This window comes from Kribbella sp. NPDC056861, assembly GCF_040687575.1.
Classification (GTDB): Bacteria; Actinomycetota; Actinomycetes; order Propionibacteriales; family Kribbellaceae; genus Kribbella.
Genome location: NZ_JBFBNQ010000010.1, coordinates 1 through 16,785 on the forward strand (window position 1 = coordinate 1; position 16,785 = coordinate 16,785).

General features: G+C 66.9%; 21 protein-coding genes and 1 pseudogene. 15 read left to right on the plus strand and 7 right to left on the minus strand.

The features are described from left to right. Nucleotides 1-413 precede the first annotated feature (413 nt). The 4 genes from AB0P21_RS39065 (at nt 414) to AB0P21_RS39080 (ending at nt 2,850) form a co-directional block, all read left to right on the plus strand. Nucleotides 414-761, plus strand: a complete 348-nt coding sequence (locus AB0P21_RS39065; protein WP_363704174.1) for a hypothetical protein — start codon at nt 414-416, stop codon at nt 759-761. A gap of 942 nt (nt 762-1,703) precedes the next feature. Beyond that, on the plus strand, nt 1,704-1,913 hold the full coding sequence (locus AB0P21_RS39070; RefSeq protein ID WP_363704176.1) for a hypothetical protein: 210 nt from the start codon (nt 1,704-1,706) through the stop codon (nt 1,911-1,913). Between the two features lie 267 nt (nt 1,914-2,180). Next, nucleotides 2,181-2,462, plus strand: coding sequence for a hypothetical protein (locus tag AB0P21_RS39075; RefSeq protein ID WP_363704178.1), 282 nt, complete (start codon nt 2,181-2,183; stop codon nt 2,460-2,462). Next, on the plus strand, nt 2,434-2,850 hold the full coding sequence (locus tag AB0P21_RS39080) for a GAF and ANTAR domain-containing protein (RefSeq protein WP_363704181.1): 417 nt from the start codon (nt 2,434-2,436) through the stop codon (nt 2,848-2,850). Before AB0P21_RS39075 ends, AB0P21_RS39080 begins: the two co-directional genes overlap by 29 nt. A 30-nt stretch (nt 2,851-2,880) precedes the next feature. On the opposite strand, the gene AB0P21_RS39085 is transcribed toward AB0P21_RS39080, so the two are convergent. Continuing rightward, on the minus strand, nt 2,881-3,357 hold the full coding sequence (locus tag AB0P21_RS39085) for a sigma-70 family RNA polymerase sigma factor (protein ID WP_363704456.1): 477 nt from the start codon (nt 3,355-3,357) through the stop codon (nt 2,881-2,883). A 117-nt stretch (nt 3,358-3,474) separates the two neighbouring features. Between AB0P21_RS39085 and AB0P21_RS39090 the strand changes: the two genes are divergently transcribed. Next, nucleotides 3,475-3,891 (plus strand): hypothetical protein, encoded by a 417-nt coding sequence (locus AB0P21_RS39090; RefSeq protein ID WP_363704183.1) that lies wholly within the window; start codon nt 3,475-3,477, stop codon nt 3,889-3,891. 47 nt (nt 3,892-3,938) lie between these two features. On the opposite strand, the gene AB0P21_RS39095 is transcribed toward AB0P21_RS39090, so the two are convergent. From AB0P21_RS39095 to AB0P21_RS39110, 4 genes and pseudogenes are all read right to left on the minus strand, one after another. After that, on the minus strand, nt 3,939-4,814 hold the full coding sequence (locus AB0P21_RS39095; protein ID WP_363704185.1) for a transglutaminase domain-containing protein: 876 nt from the start codon (nt 4,812-4,814) through the stop codon (nt 3,939-3,941). A gap of 32 nt (nt 4,815-4,846) precedes the next feature. Beyond that, entirely contained in the window at nt 4,847-5,359 is a 513-nt protein-coding gene (locus tag AB0P21_RS39100) for a hypothetical protein (RefSeq protein ID WP_363704458.1), read from the minus strand. 259 nt (nt 5,360-5,618) lie between these two features. Then, entirely contained in the window at nt 5,619-6,077 is a 459-nt protein-coding gene (locus AB0P21_RS39105; RefSeq protein ID WP_363704187.1) for a hypothetical protein, read from the minus strand. 254 nt (nt 6,078-6,331) lie between these two features. Next, a pseudogene (locus tag AB0P21_RS39110) lies at nt 6,332-6,574 on the minus strand (helix-turn-helix transcriptional regulator); the annotation flags it as partial. Nucleotides 6,575-6,738: 164 nt separating this feature from the next. Here AB0P21_RS39110 and AB0P21_RS39115 point away from each other — a divergent pair. Together AB0P21_RS39115 and AB0P21_RS39120 are read left to right on the plus strand one after the other, a co-directional pair. Further along, nucleotides 6,739-7,584 (plus strand): SDR family oxidoreductase, encoded by an 846-nt coding sequence (locus AB0P21_RS39115; RefSeq protein ID WP_363704189.1) that lies wholly within the window; start codon nt 6,739-6,741, stop codon nt 7,582-7,584. A gap of 44 nt (nt 7,585-7,628) precedes the next feature. Beyond that, nucleotides 7,629-8,609, plus strand: coding sequence for an aldo/keto reductase (locus AB0P21_RS39120; RefSeq protein ID WP_363704191.1), 981 nt, complete (start codon nt 7,629-7,631; stop codon nt 8,607-8,609). Between the two features lie 30 nt (nt 8,610-8,639). Here the strand turns inward: AB0P21_RS39120 and AB0P21_RS39125 are convergent, their stop codons facing one another. Together AB0P21_RS39125 and AB0P21_RS39130 are read right to left on the minus strand one after the other, a co-directional pair. Further along, entirely contained in the window at nt 8,640-8,888 is a 249-nt protein-coding gene (locus AB0P21_RS39125; protein ID WP_363704193.1) for a hypothetical protein, read from the minus strand. 255 nt (nt 8,889-9,143) lie between these two features. Further along, the gene (locus AB0P21_RS39130) at nt 9,144-10,046 is read right to left on the minus strand and encodes a LysR family transcriptional regulator (protein WP_363704195.1); all 903 of its coding nucleotides are present in this window, start codon (nt 10,044-10,046) and stop codon (nt 9,144-9,146) included. Between the two features lie 267 nt (nt 10,047-10,313). Here AB0P21_RS39130 and AB0P21_RS39135 point away from each other — a divergent pair, with 267 nt between their 5' ends. The 8 genes from AB0P21_RS39135 (at nt 10,314) to AB0P21_RS39170 (ending at nt 16,680) form a co-directional block, all read left to right on the plus strand. Beyond that, a complete protein-coding gene (locus AB0P21_RS39135) occupies nt 10,314-11,492 on the plus strand; it encodes a glutathione-independent formaldehyde dehydrogenase (RefSeq protein WP_363704197.1) in 1,179 nt (392 codons plus the stop codon). Between the two features lie 87 nt (nt 11,493-11,579). Continuing rightward, nucleotides 11,580-12,155 carry a type 1 glutamine amidotransferase domain-containing protein gene (locus AB0P21_RS39140; protein WP_363704199.1) on the plus strand — a complete coding sequence of 192 codons (576 nt, stop codon included), beginning with the start codon at nt 11,580-11,582 and terminating at the stop codon, nt 12,153-12,155. Then, a complete protein-coding gene (locus AB0P21_RS39145) occupies nt 12,152-12,463 on the plus strand; it encodes an antibiotic biosynthesis monooxygenase (protein ID WP_363704201.1) in 312 nt (103 codons plus the stop codon). Before AB0P21_RS39140 ends, AB0P21_RS39145 begins: the two co-directional genes overlap by 4 nt. A gap of 110 nt (nt 12,464-12,573) precedes the next feature. Beyond that, on the plus strand, nt 12,574-13,053 hold the full coding sequence (locus AB0P21_RS39150; protein ID WP_363704203.1) for a hypothetical protein: 480 nt from the start codon (nt 12,574-12,576) through the stop codon (nt 13,051-13,053). Then, nucleotides 13,050-14,018 carry an alcohol dehydrogenase catalytic domain-containing protein gene (locus tag AB0P21_RS39155; RefSeq protein ID WP_363704205.1) on the plus strand — a complete coding sequence of 323 codons (969 nt, stop codon included), beginning with the start codon at nt 13,050-13,052 and terminating at the stop codon, nt 14,016-14,018. The genes AB0P21_RS39150 and AB0P21_RS39155 overlap by 4 nt, the downstream gene beginning before the upstream one ends. After that, entirely contained in the window at nt 14,018-14,224 is a 207-nt protein-coding gene (locus AB0P21_RS39160) for a hypothetical protein (protein WP_363704207.1), read from the plus strand. Before AB0P21_RS39155 ends, AB0P21_RS39160 begins: the two co-directional genes overlap by 1 nt. A 96-nt stretch (nt 14,225-14,320) precedes the next feature. Then, nucleotides 14,321-15,607, plus strand: a complete 1,287-nt coding sequence (locus AB0P21_RS39165) for a DUF2254 domain-containing protein (protein WP_363704209.1) — start codon at nt 14,321-14,323, stop codon at nt 15,605-15,607. After that, entirely contained in the window at nt 15,604-16,680 is a 1,077-nt protein-coding gene (locus AB0P21_RS39170) for an FAD-dependent oxidoreductase (protein WP_363704211.1), read from the plus strand. Before AB0P21_RS39165 ends, AB0P21_RS39170 begins: the two co-directional genes overlap by 4 nt. Nucleotides 16,681-16,785: the final 105 nt, after the last annotated feature.

Below are 16,785 nucleotides of genomic sequence, written 5' to 3' on the forward strand. Positions count from 1 at the left end.
TCCGAAGAAAGCCATAGCAACGAGCTACTGCACGCCCATGCGTCATTCATCAACAACACCGACCTCATCTTCAACAGCGATCGATCAGGCAACGGGGACGTGTACCTGCTGCGAAAGAAGTAGCCGCGCGCCGGTTCCACGCCAAAGCACTGACACGACGATCCCTTCCGTGCGGGCCGGGCCCGCTCTCACTGAATCCTCATCGCACCGCCGGCCTGCAACGCGACGGCATACGTGGCGCACGCGGCCATCTTCGCTTTGGCTCCTAACAACTTTGGGCTGTCCCGCGACCCAGCAACCGCTCGGCAGACGGTTAATGACCTCTCCGGCGGATTGTTGTAGCCATCTATGCTTTCCTTCGACCCTCCAAAACTAGAACATGTGTTCGAAAATAGGCTGCCGTCAGTCCATGCTTGGACGGTTCACGGTGCGACTCTCAGACGACGGATCCGGCACCTTGGGGGGCGTGGGACGGCGCCGTCAACGGCTGGCGCGTCACCAACCTCGAGCGGGCCGCGGCCGAGCAACTGAAGACCGACCTCGACCTGCAGTTCAACGCTCACGGCCCGCGGCCGGCCGACGAAGTACGCACCGTCGACCCCGCCCAGCGCGTCGAGCACCTGACCGCCTGGGAGTCGGGTGAGCTGGATGCCTGGGTTCGCGACGGTGGCCAATGGCTCGGGCGAGTCCGGGACGGTCATATCGCCTGGATCCCCCAGGACAACCTCCGCCAAGCCGCACCCGAGGCCCCTGACCGCTAACAGTCCGCGGTCCGACGACCCCTCGGTGACATCGCCGCGATTGATGCACCGAACCCATGATGTTGAGGAGTGCACTGATGGCAGGTGGACCGACGATCAGGCTCGACGGCGGACCAGGCCACGGGCAGATCTACTTCGAGGATGATTTCCGGGACCGGATCATAGCCGCGCAGCGCATGCATCGCACCGAACCGACGCGGCCGGCTGGCCCTCGGCTACGCCCCGGGGCGGTACCTCACCAGGCGGCGGAAGGCTCTGGACCTCGCAAGGAGTCAACTGCCATCGGGCCGATCCACGCGACCCCGACTTGGCTCACCACAGCTCGGCAATTACCGCCAAACACCACGCCGAGTCCGGGATGGCCGCGTAGCAAAGCCCACCTAATCAGAGTTCCCTCAGAGGCCCCGAGCCCAGCAGGCGCTGGATCGGCCTGCCGCACCCATACATGGTGTGCGGACCTGCTGCTGACGATCCCAGCCCTGGATCATTGCCTCCAGCACCGCCAGCTCTGGCTGCAGGAAACCAAGTCCCTCTACGAGCACAAGGTTTGCAGCTCCAGGAAGGCCGCTTCCTGCCTCAGACACCGTTGCATCTAACACAACATTGATGCGTTGTGGCTAGAGGCAACGGACGTCCTCTCAATACGTTAACAACGAACGGTATCTGAACCGTGCACTATTCGCGCTTGAGGAAGTCGTCCGCCTGAGCCACCTCCCGTGTTGCCTTCAATCCCCAGCACCCAATGGGCGTCGGAGGCATCGTTGAGCGGGCAGTTGGTAGTGGCCAGTTTCTGCTTGAACGTGCTTCGACTGGGTGCGTGGCGCGGTCTGCACGTACCGTGGGTGAGGACCGTCGGTTTTTCGGACTCGCCAGCCAAGGTGTGCCGTCCTCGGTGAACCAATCTTCGGCCGGGCAGTATGGCCGTGAAGGCGGGCGGTCCTTGTGGACCACCACGACGACAATCAGCGGTTCCCTACTTTCAGCTTCGCCTACTTGGTGCTGGTGATTTCAGTTGCTGAAGGCATCTTGGTCGAGATGTATCTGATCGGCTCCGAGCTGGCCAGGTCTCTGCTCGAATCTCGCGCTACCGCGGCCGGCGCTCCCGTGCTCGAGGCTGCCAGCCGGTTGATCTGTGCCGACGTACTGCCGTGACGCTGGGTGGGTCCATCTCGCAGGTTTGCGATCGGCCGGCGGTGGTGACAGGAGCGCCACGATCACCTTTGTGTCCCGGCCGGGATTGGGTTGATCCAGGCCTTTGGCGTTCGGCCCCGTGTGCGCCAAAGGCCGCCCTAGCTGTTGCTGGGCCTAGGCCTGTAGACCGTCTCTTGGCAGGGCTGGAACCTACGCAGCTGCATACGCTCGAAACCCGTCAAAGGCCAGTGCCGGTCTTTGATGTTGCCTGGCGCGAGGAGGGCGCGAATGACTGACCGAGCTGCGGATTTCGGCGATCTGGCGATGAACCTGCACGACCAGATCGGGGTTGTCGCCACGGTCGACGGAGTGCTGGAGTTCGCCGTCGAGGCGCTGCACTACGACCACGCTTCGGTGATGCTGATGCGGCGCCAGCGCCGGAAACGATCGCCGCGACCGATCCGCTGGTCACTGTCGCCGACCAGCTGCAGATCGACCTCGGTGAGGGTCCGAGCCTGCTGGCCATCACCGATCCTGCAACGTGCTGGTCAAGGACACCGCCGCCGATGATCGGTGGCCCAAATGGGCGCCGACCGCGGCCGCCAACGGGATCCGCAGCGCCTTGGCGATTCGCCTGTTCACCGCGCACTCCACCAGCGGTGTCCTGAACCTGGTCTCGTCGGAGCCGTTCGTTTTCCATGAGGGCGACATCGAGGCGGCCCAGTTGCTTGCGCTGCACGCCTCGATCGCGGTCGCGTCGACCCAGACAGAGGCCTCGCTCAACGAGGCGATCGATGTCCGCAAGGAGGTCGGTCAGGCCGTCGGCCGGCTGATGGAGCGCTACAAGATCGACCCGCTGCAGGCCTTCACCCTGCTGAAGCAGCACTCCCAAAACGGCAACCGGCGCCTGCGCGACGTCGCTGGTCATGTACTCGAAACCGGACAGCTACCCACTTAGTACCGCGCTGGTCAGCGTCCATCGAGCAGGTCAGGCGGCGATGGCGGTGACGCCCAGCTGGGCCCGGAGCCGGTCAAGAGTGGCCCTGAGCAGCCGAGAGACCTGCATCTGACTACAGCCGATGACCTGCCCGATCTGGGTTTGGGACTTGGCCTCGACGAAGCGCAAGTGCAGGATCCGCCGGCACCGGTCGTCAAGATCCGCCAGCAGCGGCGTGAGCTCGTCCAGAGTCTCGAACTGCTCCAGGTCCTGGTCGGCCGCTGCCGGCAGCGTGCCGACCAGATCAAGACTGTCACCATCAGCTGGCCGGTCCAGGGACAGCACGCTGAAACAGCCCCTGGCTGCCCGCGCCTCGGTGATCTCTTCGGGTGTGGCCCCTAGGTAGTCAGCGATTTCATCAGTGGTGGGTGGCCGGTTCAGTTCCTGCTCCAACAGCGGCACCTTCGACCTGATCGAGCCCTGGAGCTCCTGGAGCCGGCGCGGGATCCGCACCCGTCCAAGCCACATCACGGAAGTAGCCCGCAGAAATGATGTCCTGACCCGTCGATGCCGTCTCTCAGAAGGAAGTAAGGTCCAGTACGAGACGGCCGCGCAAGCCGTCTCTCCGCCGGTGCGGTAATCACTGTGTCATCGATCGCCAGTGCTGCCAGAGTGCATCGCAGCTTCATCCACCGCCGTGCAGACCTGCACGCCGCAGTTTCGGCCGCAGCCGCTGTCCCAGCAGAACCGGCAGCCACCAACAACGCTGTCAGCATCGCGTCTCTTCGTGCCGACCTGCTCAACACGCGCGCATTCAACATCCGGCTTCGGCAACACATCCGTGCCCTGGAAAACCGGCTATCGGAAAGCCTTGGTGAGGCCGTCTTTCGCGACAGTGGTCTCGGTGCACCCGATGACATCCGCAGCCTCCAGCGGGCGCTCACCGACCGCGAGCAACAACTCCTCGAGCTGCGCCGCCAGCTCGAAGAACGCAGCGATGAGCTAACCGCTGCCCGAGCGGCCAATCGCGAACTGATGACTCAGCTCAACATCCGGCATTGAGACTGAGGTTCACGGCCGCTCCTCGACGTGCCACCTCCGCGAAAATTTCACGGCCGAGGGTGCGGCGTGAGGTCGATCGTGACCGGTGGGTCCCCATACGGCGAGAGCTGGGTGACTGTTGGTGCCGGTCGGAGCTTCGGGTCGGTCTGGAACTGCCGCTCCAGGTGATCTTCGGCCGCCGAATCTCCGGCGTCGGCGGCCAGCAGCAGCCGGGCGACCTCGTCGGCATCGGAATCGGTGATCCCGGTGCCGACCTCGTCCCATAGGAGTGTCTCGTGACCGTACCGGTGCAGGACTTCCATGATCACGTACGTCCGGATGAATCCCGGACCGGATAGCTCCGAGTTCGGCGCCACTCCATAGCGCACCGAATCGAGGCGACCTGCACGATAGCCCGTCCAGACCTCCGCGGCAGTCTCGAAGGGTGCACCCTCACCGGTCGGCAGATCGCGGACGTCGAATGAGCGACTCCCCGGCTCGAGTTCGGGATCGAACCGCTGCCATCGGTGGCCGTTCCACCATTCGGCGACGACATGATCGCCCCGGAAGTCTGGAGGTCCCGGGAAGTAGCCGGTGAAGCCCACCCGGGTCCGTGCCGGGGTTTCATGCTCGCGAAGAGCTGCGACCGCGAGCAGGGAATGATCACGACAGCATCCCGCTACCCGGTCGCCAGGCGGCCGTGGATCCAGCGCTGGGCGGGGATGCCGTGCCTGATCAAGGTCCAGAAGGGTTGAGACCCAGCGCGAGTTGATCTCGCAGCGACGGTCATCGCGGAGCAGGTGCGCCTCGGCGCGATAGTGGAGGACAAGATTGCTGACTGCCGTGCAGATCTCCTCGATCCCGGACAGCTCACGGAGCAGCCGGCCGTGCCGGCCCGGATTGGAGAAGGTGGAATGTCGTGCGAGTCGGTCCCGAGTGGTCATGCGACGATCCTGCCCTCATTTCTCGTGACATTTCAGGCATTTCCGGCGTCGTCACCGCCGCCACCACCCGGTGCGCGACACCCGTCGCGCACCATTCCTGGACGTGGCGCAGCGCCCTGACCTGGCAAATCACCTGCGGTGCTCGCCAACCGAACACGACGCACCCCAACAGAATTCACTTTCAGCCACTCGCGCCGGCCACCGACGTACCGGGAGCTCGCGCCCTTCACGACCAGGCCCTCGACGCCCATCGCCGCAGGCAGTACGTCGAACCATTCGCGTGCCTCCTCGATGTCGGCTGTCACCGGCGACAGCTGCAGCGGCAACGCGAAGCTCGCGGCGAGTTTCTCCAGCCGAGTACGGCGTACGGTCCAGCGCTGGGTCCGCAGGTCGACGCCGCCGATCGCCAGCAGATCGAACGCGACGTACGAGGCCGGCACGGTCGCGACGAGATGCCTCGCCTCCGCCGGCGCGGTGACCATGCGCCGCTGCAGCGCGTCGAAGCTCAACCGGCCCTCGACCGAGATCACCAGCTCGCCATTTATCTTGAGGCGGCCGCTGGCTTGTCCTGCCTTGCGTGGGCGTGCGCGTCGTGGACATGTCTATGACGCGGTGATTGATCTGGTCAATGCACCCGCGGAATTCTCGCCCAGGTTCGGGCCGGTGACACGGTGGCCGTGGGCAACTTGGGGTCCGAATTGGATGTTGAGTACAGGCTGGGGCGCGTCGAGTTCGAGCTGAAGGTGAACGCAAGGTTTGGTCTTCGGCGGCGGCTCGGGCGGCTCGTCGGGCGTGGCTGGTCGATCAGTGGGGTGTATCGGCGGAGTCGGCTGGTTCGGACTCGTTGTCCGGCGCGGACCGCGTGATGTCGTCGTTGGTCGCGGCCCAGCTGGCCAGCAGGTTGAGGGCGTCCTGCGTGGGTGATGCGGGCTCGGCGGTGTAGGTGACGAGGACCTGGCGGGGGTCAGAGCCCAGCGGGAAGGTCTCGAAGGGCAGGTCGAGGTCGCCGACGACCGGGTGGTGGAGGAGCTTCACGCCCGTGGTGTGCATCCGGACGTTATGGGCCGCCCAGCGGTGGCGGAATTCCTCGCTGCGGGTGGACAGTTCACCGATCAGGTCCGTCAGCCGCCGGTCGTAGAGATCGCGGCCTGCCTCGGCGCGCAGCATCGCGACCGTGTCGCCCGCGACCTGGTCCCAGTCGCGGAAGAACACGGTCGCGTGTGGGTCGAGAAAGACGAACCGGGCATTGTTGGGGGGCCGCACCGGGTCTGCGTAGACCGGCGCGAACAGGGCTCGCCCGAGCGGATTGATAGCCGGATGTCTCCGCGCCCGCTGGTGATGAACGCAGGTGTGCCGGTCATCGAGTCGAGGACGCGCTGCACTGCGGGCCGGACCCGTTGCTGGACGGGCCGGCGGCGCGGTGGACGGGTCGTGTTGGCGCCGCGCAGGAGGTCGAGCAGGTGCATGCGTTCGGCCTCGTCGAGTTGCAGTGCCGTCGCGATGCCCTCGATGACGCTCTCTGAGACGCCGGTGGCGTTGCCGCGCTCGAGTCGCGTGTAGTACTCGCTGGAGATGCCTGCGAGGAGGGCGACCTCCTCGCGGCGCAGCCCGGTGACCCGTCGGCGCTCTCCGCCGTACAGGGGCAGTCCGGCCTGCTCGGGGGTGACCCTGGCCCGTCGTGTGCCCAGGAATTCCCGGATCTCCGCGCGGAATTCGTCGCGGATGCCGCGATTGGCGCCGTCGGGGTCGTTTCCTGTCATGCATTTCACTCTACGAGCGCTTGGGCCGGTTTGGGGGTCCCTGTCAGTGACCCCATCGTCAGGGACTCCCGCGGAAGCGTGACAACCGGTTCTGTTGGTGGTGTGCCAGCCAGAGCGGTGCGGCCCGCCGAAACTTGCGGCGCCACGGCACCTGAAAGGAACCCATGAGCAAGGTCATTTTCGTCACCGGCGCCGGCCGCGGTCTGGGCGCGGACATCGCCCGCGAGGCCCTCGCCGCCGGCCATCAGGTCGTCGCCACCGGCCGCCGCCCCGAGGAGGTCGCGAAGGCCCTGGACGGGCCGCACAACGACCTGCTGGTCACCAAGCTGGACGTCACCGACATCGCGGACGCAGGGGCTGCAGCGCAGGCCGCCGTCGACCGCTTCGGCCGCATCGACGTCCTGATCAACAACGCCGGGAACCTCTTCACCGGCTATTTCGAGGAAATCTCGCCCGCCCAGATGCGCCGGCAGTTCGAGACCAACCTCTTCGGTCCGATGAATGTCACCCGCGCCGTCCTGCCCCTCATGCGAGCACAGCGTGCCGGCCACATCATCACCATTATCTCGACCGCCGGACTCGTCGGCATGGAATTCACCGCCGCCTACGCCGCCTCCAAGTTCGCTGAAGAGGGCTGGATGGAGTCCCTGCGCTACGACGTCGAGCCGTACAACATCCACACCACCATCGTGGAGCCCGGCTACTTCCGCACCGAACTTCTCGTGGACGGCTCCACTGCCTGGCCAGAGCTGTCCATCGACGACTACGCCTCTCGTACCGCCCCAAGGATCGAGGGCATGAAGGCCATGAACCGCCGGCAGCCGGGCGACCCCGCCAAACTTGCCCGCGCCCTGCTCACCATCGCCGACCAGGACAAGCCGCTGCGGCGCTTCGTCGCCGGGGCGGACGCCATCGAGGCCGCCGAGGTCAAGGCAACCGAGCTTCTCGCCCAGGCCGAGGCGTCCCGCGAACTGGGCGACAACCTGGCCTACGACGAAACCCAAGCGTGAACAACATCGACCAGGCCTGACGGCCTCTAGACAAGGAGTACTTGATGAAGCACGTATCAATTGGCGGGCTCGATGTCTCCCGCATCGGCCTGGGAGCCATGACCATGGCCGGCGTCTACACCACGGGCGGAGGGCTCGATGACTCCGAATCGATCCGCACCATCCATCGTGCGCTGGACCTTGGAGTCACCCACATCGACACCGCCGAGATCTATGGCCCCTTCCACAGCGAGGAAATCGTCGGCCAAGCCATCAAGGGCCGGCGCGACGATGTCGTGGTGGCGACGAAGTTCGGCCTGGTCTCGCATTCAGGCGGCGGCCCCGGCACGATCGACAGCAGCCCCGGCAACGTGAAGGCCGCCGTCGAAGGCTCACTCCAGCGGCTCGGCACTGACCACATCGACCTCTACTACCAGCACCGCGTCGACCCGAACACGCCCATCGAAGACACGATCGGCGCGTTGGCCGAACTGGTCGCCGAGGGCAAGGTCCGTTACATCGGACTGTCCGAGGCCGGTCCCGACACGATCCGCCGGGCCCATGCCGTGCACCCGGTGGCCGCGCTTCAGACCGAATACTCGCTGTGGACCCGCGACGTCGAGACCCAGATCCTCCCGCTGCTGCGTGAGCTCGGCATCGGATTCGTGCCCTACTCGCCGCTCGGGCACGGCCTGCTGACCGGGCAGATCCGCACCGTCGACGACTTCGCCGACGACGACTGGCGCAAGACGAACCCGCGCTTCACCGGCGAGAACTTCCAGCGCAACCTGCGCATCGTCGACGAAGTACAGGCCATCGGCGCCGAGATCGGCGCCACCCCGGCACAAACCGCGCTGGCGTGGCTGCTGACCCGCGGCGACGACATCGCACCCATCCCCGGCACCCGGCGGGTCTCGCGCGTCGAAGAGAACACCGCCGCCGACGCCATCGAACTCAGCGCCGCGCAGCTCGACCGCCTGAACAACCTCACCCCGGCCGCGGGCGATCGCCACAACGAGGCGAACATGGCCAGCATCGACCGGTGACTCCAATCCGTCACGGAGGGCCTAGCTGTCTCAGGGTCGGCGCTGCGCCAGGTCGACCACAGACGAATCGGCCGGTCGACGCCGGGCGGCCCTGAGTTCGCCGTGAGCCGCGGCTACACCGCCGTCTTTCCCGAAGAGGTCATCGCCGCCCACCAGCACTTCATCGAACGCCGCCGCGAAACCCGCCCGTTCGGCGAGATGCGCGCTGCCACGGGCGAGGAATGGACCGAGTTCGAAGACCACTTCTTGCTGCGCAAGGTCGCGCTCGGAGAGTGCCACCGCCCCTACGGCACTCCGTGCCAGCAACGCGGAAGCCCGCCTGACCGAAGCCAAGGACCGTGCCTGGCTCGGCGAGGTCGCCGCTCTCGAGGAATCACTGAAGCACCCTCGGCAGCGCCGCACCGACGCCGAGCAGCAGCTGCGCGACACCGGCCTCTCAGTCACCTGATCAGTCCGCCGGGAGCGTCTCGACGTCGGCGAGCGGACTCGGTTTCTGTTGCCCGGTCGGCTGGATCGCGGTCCGTGCTGGCCGGGTCACGCCGCCGGTGGCGTTGCGTGGTGTGTGAGGAGGGCGGCGACAGTCTTGAGTGCGGGGTGGGCGGGGTCGTGCCAGATCAGCTCGATGGGGGCCAGCAGGGGCGGGATGAGAGGGCGGACGACGATTCCGGAGACCGGGACGTGCTCGGCCATCGCCGGGACGACCGGCGCTACTCCGTCACCTGCAGCAACCGAGCGCAGTAGGGCTTCGGGGGCGTTGATGAGGTCTGGTTGGGTGAGCACCTGGTCCAGACGAGAAGGCCCGTCAGGGAACAGGTGACCCATGATGCAGTCCCAGATGCCGAGGAACAGGTTGCGGGGAAACATCACGATCGTCTCAGTGGCGAGGTCGTCGACCCGGACTGCTTCGGCTTCGGCGAGCCGGTGCCCGGCGGGCAGGGCGAGGTGCACCGGGACTTGTTGCAGGACGGTTCCGGCGAGGTCGTGGTCTCGCGTGGCGCGGACCCACACTATGGCGGCGTCGATGTTTTCTTCGCGGACCGCGAGGATCGCGTCGTGGTCGGTGCTAGTCGCAGTGGTGACCTGCAGGCCGGAGGCTGTCCCGGACAGGTGGCGCAGGGGGCTGTCCAAGACGTGCTCCATGCCTGACACGACGTGCAGGGTGAGGTGGCGGTGGCGGCCGTCGGCGCAACGGACTTCGTTGCGGGCGCGTTCGGCTCGGGCGAGGAGGACGCGGGCGTGTTCGAGCATGAGCTGGCCTGCGGGGGTGAGGTGCACGCCGCGCGGGCTGCGCTCGAGCAGGGTGACGTGCAGGTCCCGTTCCAGGGCCTGGATCTGTTGGGATAGCGACGGCGCGGCGATGCGCAGCCTGCGGGCGGCTCGCCCGAAGTGTTGTTCTTCGGCTACAGCAACGAAGTACCGGAGCTGTCGGAGCTCCATGATCAGCCACGGTAGACCTGATGCCAGATTGATGGGGGGTCTGGGCGCGGCGCACATCCTGCGAGGTCGGAGCGCCGCGTCCGCTGACGCTGACCAGGACCAGCGTTAGGCCGCGGCTCATGTGCAGTAGAAACCTTGTCCTGGTGATGGCCAGTGGTCACTGCGAGGGTGAACAGGTGTCGCCTAGCTGCTCGATTGACCGGGTTGGACGACCGGGCATTCGGCCCGTACATCCCTTGCCGTGGTACCGATCCCAGGAGGCTTACCGTGAAAGCTGTCGTGTACGACGGACCGCGCAAGATCAGCGTGAAGGATGTCCCGGACGCGGAGATCGAACGGCCGACGGACGTGCTGGTGCGGATCACGGCCACGAACATTTGCGGGTCGGACCTGCACATGTACGAGGGACGCACCGACTTCGAGACCGGCCGCACGTTCGGGCACGAGAATCTCGGCGAGGTCGTCGAGGTCGGTGCGGGCGTCGACAAGGTCAAGGTCGGTGAACGGGTCGTCTTGCCGTTCAACGTCTCCTGCGGGTTCTGCAAGAACTGCGAGCGAGGTTTCACCAACTACTGCCTGACCACCCAGCCGGACCCGCAGATGGCCGGCGCCGCCTACGGGTTCGCCGACATGGGGCCCTGGCAGGGAGGGCAGGCGGAGCTGTTGCGGGTTCCGTACGGCGACCACAACTGTCTGCGGCTGGGTGAGGACTCGGTGGACAAGGAGAACGACTACGTGATGGTCGCCGACATCTTCCCCACCGGCTACCACGCCACCGAGATGGCCGGCGTGCTGCCCGGGGATTCGGTGGTGATCTACGGTGCGGGGCCGGTCGGGTTGATGGCGGCGCTGTCGGCGACGATCAAGGGGGCCGGCAAGGTGATGGTCGTCGACCGTCACCCGGACCGGCTACGGCTCGCCGAACAGATCGGTGCGATCGCGATCGACGACTCCAAGGTCGATCCTGTCGAGTTCGTGATGGACCAGACGATGGGCTTGGGGGCCGACCGGGGATGTGAGTGCGTGGGCTATCAGGCGCACGACCCTCAGGGCACCGAGCACCCGAACATGACGATGAACAACCTGGTCAAGTCGGTGCGGTTCACCGGCGGCATCGGCTCGGTCGGCGTCTACGTCCCGCAGGACCCCGGCGGCCCCGACAAGCTGGCCAAGCAGGGTCAGGTGGCCTTCGACTACGGCCTGCACTGGTTCAAGGGCCAGACCCTGGGCAGCGGACAGTGCCCGGTCAAGAAGTACAACCGGCGGCTGCGCGACCTGATCGCCGCAGGCAAGGCCACACCCTCCTGGATCGTGTCCCACGACCTGTCCCTGGAGCAGGCTGTCGACGCCTACGAACACTTCGACAACCGCGACGACGGCTGGACCAAGATCGTGCTGCACCCGAACGGCTCCGCCAAGCACAAGGCCGGAGCAGGCGCCCGCTGACCGTCCCTCTCACGTTGAGCTCGACGGCAAGCAGCCGGCCTGCCCGTGCGGGCAGGCCGGCACCCCTCTCACAGAACGGAGCCGGACATGGCAGGCGAGTTGCACGGCAAGCGGGTCGCGATCCTGGCGGCCGACGGTGTCGAGCGTGTGGAGCTGGAACAACCGAGACAGGCTCTGCAGGATGCCGGAGCGGCGACCGAACTGTTGTCACTGCACGACGGTGAGATCCAGGCCCGCGACCACGACCTGGAGGCGGCCGGGACCTTCCCGGTCGATGTCCTGGTCAAGTCGGCCTCGGTCGATGACTACGACGCTCTGCTGCTGCCCGGCGGCACGGTGAACCCCGACCAGCTGCGAGTCGACGCCGCCGCCGTCGGCTTCGTGCGCGACTTCATGGCCACCGGTAAGCCGGTCGCATCGATCTGCCACGGACCGTGGACGTTGATCGAGGCCGGCGTCGCGGCGGGCCGGACGCTGACCTCGTACCCGAGCATCCGCACCGACCTGCGCAACGCCGGCGCGAACGTCGTGGACGAAGAGGTGGCACGCGACGGGAACCTGATCACCAGCCGTTCGCCCGACGACCTCCCGGCCTTCTGTGCCGCGATCGTGGATCTGTTCAGCCAGGCCGCGCAGCCGGCCCGGGCGGGAGGCGGAGCATGATCGAGGTTGCGCTGTCGGTGATCGTGCAGGCCAAGCCCGGCAAGGAGAAAGACGTCGCGGACTTTCTCCGCGGCGCGCGTTCCGTCGTCGAGCAGGAGCAGGGGACGCGGGCCTGGTTCGCTGTCCAGTACGACGAGTCGACCTTCGGGATCTTCGACGTGTTCCCCGACGACGACGCCCGCCAGGCCCACCTGTCGGGCGGCGTCGGTCAGGCACTCGCCGCGCAAGCAGACGAGTTGTTTAGCGCAGAACCGAGCATCCAGACCATCGATGTGCTCGCGTACAAGCTGCCCGGGGAGACCGAGTAGAGGCTGCGCCTCGGCGTGACAGCCCCAATGATCCTCGAGCTGCTCGATTCGTCCATGCGACCGCGGCATCCGTGACTTCACCCACGATCGTCACCGTCTGGAGATAACACATGAAACGAGTTGTGAGCATGGTGTTGGCGGGCGGGGTCGTCGGCGGAGCTGTTGTCCGCCGCATCCTCCAATCTCCCCGTGGATCCACGGACAACGAGTCGCAGCGGCGATGGCTCACGGTCACGATCAACCGCCCACCAGAAGAGGTAGCGCCGCAGGGACGGTGGCCCGACCCGATCACGGACCTGGGCGACACCGTCGAGGTCGAGGTCCGAGCCGCTCCCGGCGGCAAGGGCACGGAGCTGGCCGTCCGGCTGCGTCACCTCAGAGCCTCCGGATCGGACGACGCCGCAGCCCGGACCGAGGGCGAGACCCCGCAGCAGGCGGTCCGTTCGGCGCTACGCCAGGCCAAACAGCTCATCGAAGTCGGTGAAGTGCTCAGGGTCGACCCGGCACCGCACGGCAAACGCCGGTACACACCCGGCGGACTGCTGCTCGACGCGGCAACCAGGCGCGCCGGTCAGGAGGGAGTGCTGTGAAGGCACTGTGCTGGACCGGCATCAACCAGACCTCTGTCGAAGAGGTCCCCGACCCGCAGCTCCTCAACGCCGAGGACATGATCGTCAAGGTGAGCCTGACCACCACGTGCGGCTCGGACCTACACCTGCTCGGCGGTTACGTCCCGTTCATGCGGGCTGGTGACGTGCTCGGTCACGAGTTCCTCGGCGAGGTCGCCGAGATCGGCTCGGCGGTCCGCAACCATCAGGTCGGCGACCGGGTCGTCGTCTGCTCGTTTATCAGCTGCGGCCGCTGCTGGTACTGCCAGAACAAGCTGTTCTCGCTGTGCGACAACGGCAACCCCAACCCAGCGATCACCGAGGCACTGTGGGGCTTCGCGCCGGGCGGCTGCTACGGCTACTCCCATGCTCTCGGCGGGTACGCCGGCAGCCACGCCGACTACGTCCGGGTGCCCTACGCCGACCAGGGCGCGTTCTCGGTCCCGGACGGCGTGCCCGATCTGACCGCACTGTTCGCCTCCGACGCTGCCCCGACCGGGTGGACCGGCGCCGATCAAGCCCAGGTCAAGCCCGGTGATGTGGTCGCGGTGTGGGGCGCCGGCGGGGTCGGGCAGATGGCCGCCGCCGCGGCGCAGCTCATGGGAGCTGAACGCGTCGTCGTGATCGACCGGTTCGTCAACCGCCTGCAGCAGGTCGAGCAGCACATCGGAGCCGAAACGCTGAACTACGAGGAAGTCAGCGTGGCCGCCGAACTGCGCGAAGCCACCGGTGGCAGGGACCCGATGTGTGTATCGAGGCCGTCGGGATGGAAGCGCACAGTCCCGGCCCGGCCTACCTCTACGACCAGGCCAAACAGCAGTTGCGGCTGCAGACCGACCGGCCGACCGCCGTACGGGAAGCCATCCATGCCTGCCGCAAAGGCGGAACCGTGTTCACCCTCGGAGTCTTCGCAGGGATGGTCGACAAATTTCCCCTCGGAGCGGTGATGAACAAAGCCCTCACGCTGCGCGGGGCGCAGCAACACGGCCACCGCTACATCCCGCAAATTCTCGAGCACATGGCCCGGGGCGAGCTCACCACCGAACACCTGGCCACCCACCTGATGCCACTGGACCAAGGCCCGCGCGGCTACGACATGTTCAAGAACAAGGAAGACGGCTGCGTCCGGGCCGTCTTCCAGCCCGGGAGATGACCCCGGACAAGTCACCACGCAGCGGCACGCCGAGGGGTTGACCGCACTGCCACCGGGCACTGGAGCACCAATTCGCCTACTGAGGGGAAGTCGCTGATGCTGTCGCTGCGTGCCCGGCACCGCCTGCGCGGCGAGCTGTGGATCGTTCCACTGCTCGGCGTGCTCGCAGCGATTGTGCTGTCCCTAGTCACCGTGGCGATCGACCGGGCCTTCGGCGACCGCCTCATTCCGACCAGCATCACCGGCGAACCCGACGCGGTGTCGTCCATTCTCGCCACGATCGCCTCGGCCATGGTCACGCTGACCACGCTCGTACTGACGGTCACCACGGTGGCGGTACAGCTGGCCATGGGCCAGTTCTCGCCGCGGATCGTGCGGGCACTGCTGCAGGACCGCGCCAGCCAACTCGCTTACGGGCTGTTCGCGGCCACCTTCACCTTCGCCATCCTCGCGCTGCGAGAAGTCAACGCTGCCGGCGACGGCACCGTACCCGGGCTGACGGTCCTGATGGCTTACCTACTTCAGCTCGCCAGCATCGCCGCCTTGTTCCTCTACATTCACCACGCCGGGAACTCGCTGCGTGTCGCCGGCCTGATCGACCTGGTCGGCGACCACCTCCACGAACAGATCGATCGGCTCTACCCACCCGGCCAGGCCGCGTCGAGCCGGCGTGACATCGTCGCTTCCCCCGAGCCCGGAATCGTGGTCGACCTCGACCACCCAGCCCTGATCGCGGCTGCCCAGAAAGCCGACTGCGTGCTCGAACTCGTTCCGATGATGGGTGACTTCGTACCCGCCGGCGCCCCCTTGTTCCGGATCGACGGACACCCCGACCGTCTGGACCACACGCACCTGGCCGACCTCGTCGTCCTCGCAGGCGAACGCACCCACGGCGACGACCCCGCCTACGGCTTCCGCAAGCTCGTCGACATCGCCGAACGCAGCATCGCCCAGCCCTTCACCGACCCCACTACCGCCGTCATGGTGATCGACCGCCTCCACGACGGCCTGCGCCAGCTCGCAACCCGCACCTTCCCCACCGGCCGCCACTGCGACGCGGCAGGCGAACTCCGGCTCATCGAACGCGTCATCAGCTGGGACGGCTACGTCCGACTCGTCTTCGACGAACTCCGCCTCGCCGGCGCCGCCTCACCACAGATCCCGCGCCGGCTTTTCGCCGCGCTCCAGGACCTCAAAACGGTGGCCCCACCGGATCGGCAACCAGCACTCGACCGTCAAATCGCACTCCTGACTGCCGCCGTCGAGCAACAGTACGACGACGGGCCCGATCGACATGCCGCTCTTGTCCCCGACCAGCAAGGCATCGGGTCAGGCAGCGACCTCACCCCCCAACCAGCAGCCACTGTTCGCGCGGTCCGATGACAGGTTCGGCAGAGGTTGCGGTGGTCGGAGGCGGAATCGTTGGCCTCTCGACCGCGTACGCATTGAGTCAACAGGGCGTCGCGGTGCACCTGTACGAGGCCGGTCTACCTGGCCACGGCCAGTCGGCCGGCGAGTCGCGGATCTTCCGGCATGCGCACGACGATCCCCGGCTTGTCGCGTTTGCGCGCGAGAGCCGCGGAGTGTGGGCGGAGTGGGCCGAACGGTTCGGCGTCGAACTGGTCTCATCAGATGGTGTGGTGGCAATCGGCGACAGCGCGCTCGCGCGGCTGCGGGTGCTCGACCGCGTGGGCGGCGTGGCCGCGCACGCCATCGACTCCGCCGAGCTCGCCGACCGCATGCCGCTGCTCGCCGGCTACTCAGGACCGGCGGTGTTCGACGAGACGGGCGGCGCGATCCGTACCCGCGCCGCGATCAAGGCGCTCACGGATCAGCTCGGGGACGCGGTCGTCACCGGCGAGGTGATCTCGATCGACCCGCACAGCAGTACGGCAGTCGAGGTGCGCAGCGTCACCGGCTGCGCTGAATACTCAAAGGTGGTCGTGTGCGCCGGCCGCGAAACCGCCCGCCTGGCGCGGAGCGTCGGCCTTTCCTTGCCAATCCGCCTCGCGGCACACGTGCGGCTGACCTTCGCCGTGAAAGCCGCCGCTCCGACACGTGTCGCATGCCTGCAAGACGGCAGCGGCGACTTCGGCGAAGTCGGCGTCTACGCGGCGCCGCTGCCCGGCAACTCCCGCTACGCCGTCGGACTCAGCGAAACTGTCGGCGTCCGCGACGACGGCACGTTCATCGACCCGGCAGCAGTTCGATCACTGGACCAGCGCGCACGCAAGTACGTCGCACGCGCCCTGCCGGGCCTCGACCCGGAGCCGCGTGAGTTCGTCCACTGCTGGGTGACCGACCTCCCGTGGAGTGAGGACGGCCTAGCTGTCTGGGAGTCAGGGCCCACTCTCTTCGTCGCCGGTCACAATCTCTTCAAGCAGGCACCATCGCTGGGCCGCGCCCTTGCTCGGGCCGCGACCGGCGACGGTCTCGCCCCCGAGCTCACCCCATAGGCGCGCCTCGGCGAGCCCCAGCAACAGTTCCAGTGACAGTCTGGACTCGCACACCATCCGTTTCGACGCCGGCGGTGTCCACGAACGCTCGCGTCTGGGGACACA

What these genes read in the sequence shown, in the direction of transcription:
- AB0P21_RS39075 (WP_363704178.1), top strand. Translation starts at nt 2,181, where the DNA reads ATGACTGACCGAGCTGCGGATTTCGGCGATCTGGCGATGAACCTGCAC.
- AB0P21_RS39085 (WP_363704456.1), bottom strand. Translation starts at nt 3,357, where the DNA reads ATGTGGCTTGGACGGGTGCGGATCCCGCGCCGGCTCCAGGAGCTCCAG.
- AB0P21_RS39095 (WP_363704185.1), bottom strand. Translation starts at nt 4,814, where the DNA reads ATGACCACTCGGGACCGACTCGCACGACATTCCACCTTCTCCAATCCG.
- AB0P21_RS39115 (WP_363704189.1), top strand. Translation starts at nt 6,739, where the DNA reads ATGAGCAAGGTCATTTTCGTCACCGGCGCCGGCCGCGGTCTGGGCGCG.
- AB0P21_RS39120 (WP_363704191.1), top strand. Translation starts at nt 7,629, where the DNA reads ATGAAGCACGTATCAATTGGCGGGCTCGATGTCTCCCGCATCGGCCTG.
- AB0P21_RS39130 (WP_363704195.1), bottom strand. Translation starts at nt 10,046, where the DNA reads ATGGAGCTCCGACAGCTCCGGTACTTCGTTGCTGTAGCCGAAGAACAA.
- AB0P21_RS39140 (WP_363704199.1), top strand. Translation starts at nt 11,580, where the DNA reads ATGGCAGGCGAGTTGCACGGCAAGCGGGTCGCGATCCTGGCGGCCGAC.
- AB0P21_RS39145 (WP_363704201.1), top strand. Translation starts at nt 12,152, where the DNA reads ATGATCGAGGTTGCGCTGTCGGTGATCGTGCAGGCCAAGCCCGGCAAG.
- AB0P21_RS39150 (WP_363704203.1), top strand. Translation starts at nt 12,574, where the DNA reads ATGAAACGAGTTGTGAGCATGGTGTTGGCGGGCGGGGTCGTCGGCGGA.
- AB0P21_RS39160 (WP_363704207.1), top strand. Translation starts at nt 14,018, where the DNA reads ATGAACAAAGCCCTCACGCTGCGCGGGGCGCAGCAACACGGCCACCGC.
- AB0P21_RS39165 (WP_363704209.1), top strand. Translation starts at nt 14,321, where the DNA reads ATGCTGTCGCTGCGTGCCCGGCACCGCCTGCGCGGCGAGCTGTGGATC.
- AB0P21_RS39170 (WP_363704211.1), top strand. Translation starts at nt 15,604, where the DNA reads ATGACAGGTTCGGCAGAGGTTGCGGTGGTCGGAGGCGGAATCGTTGGC.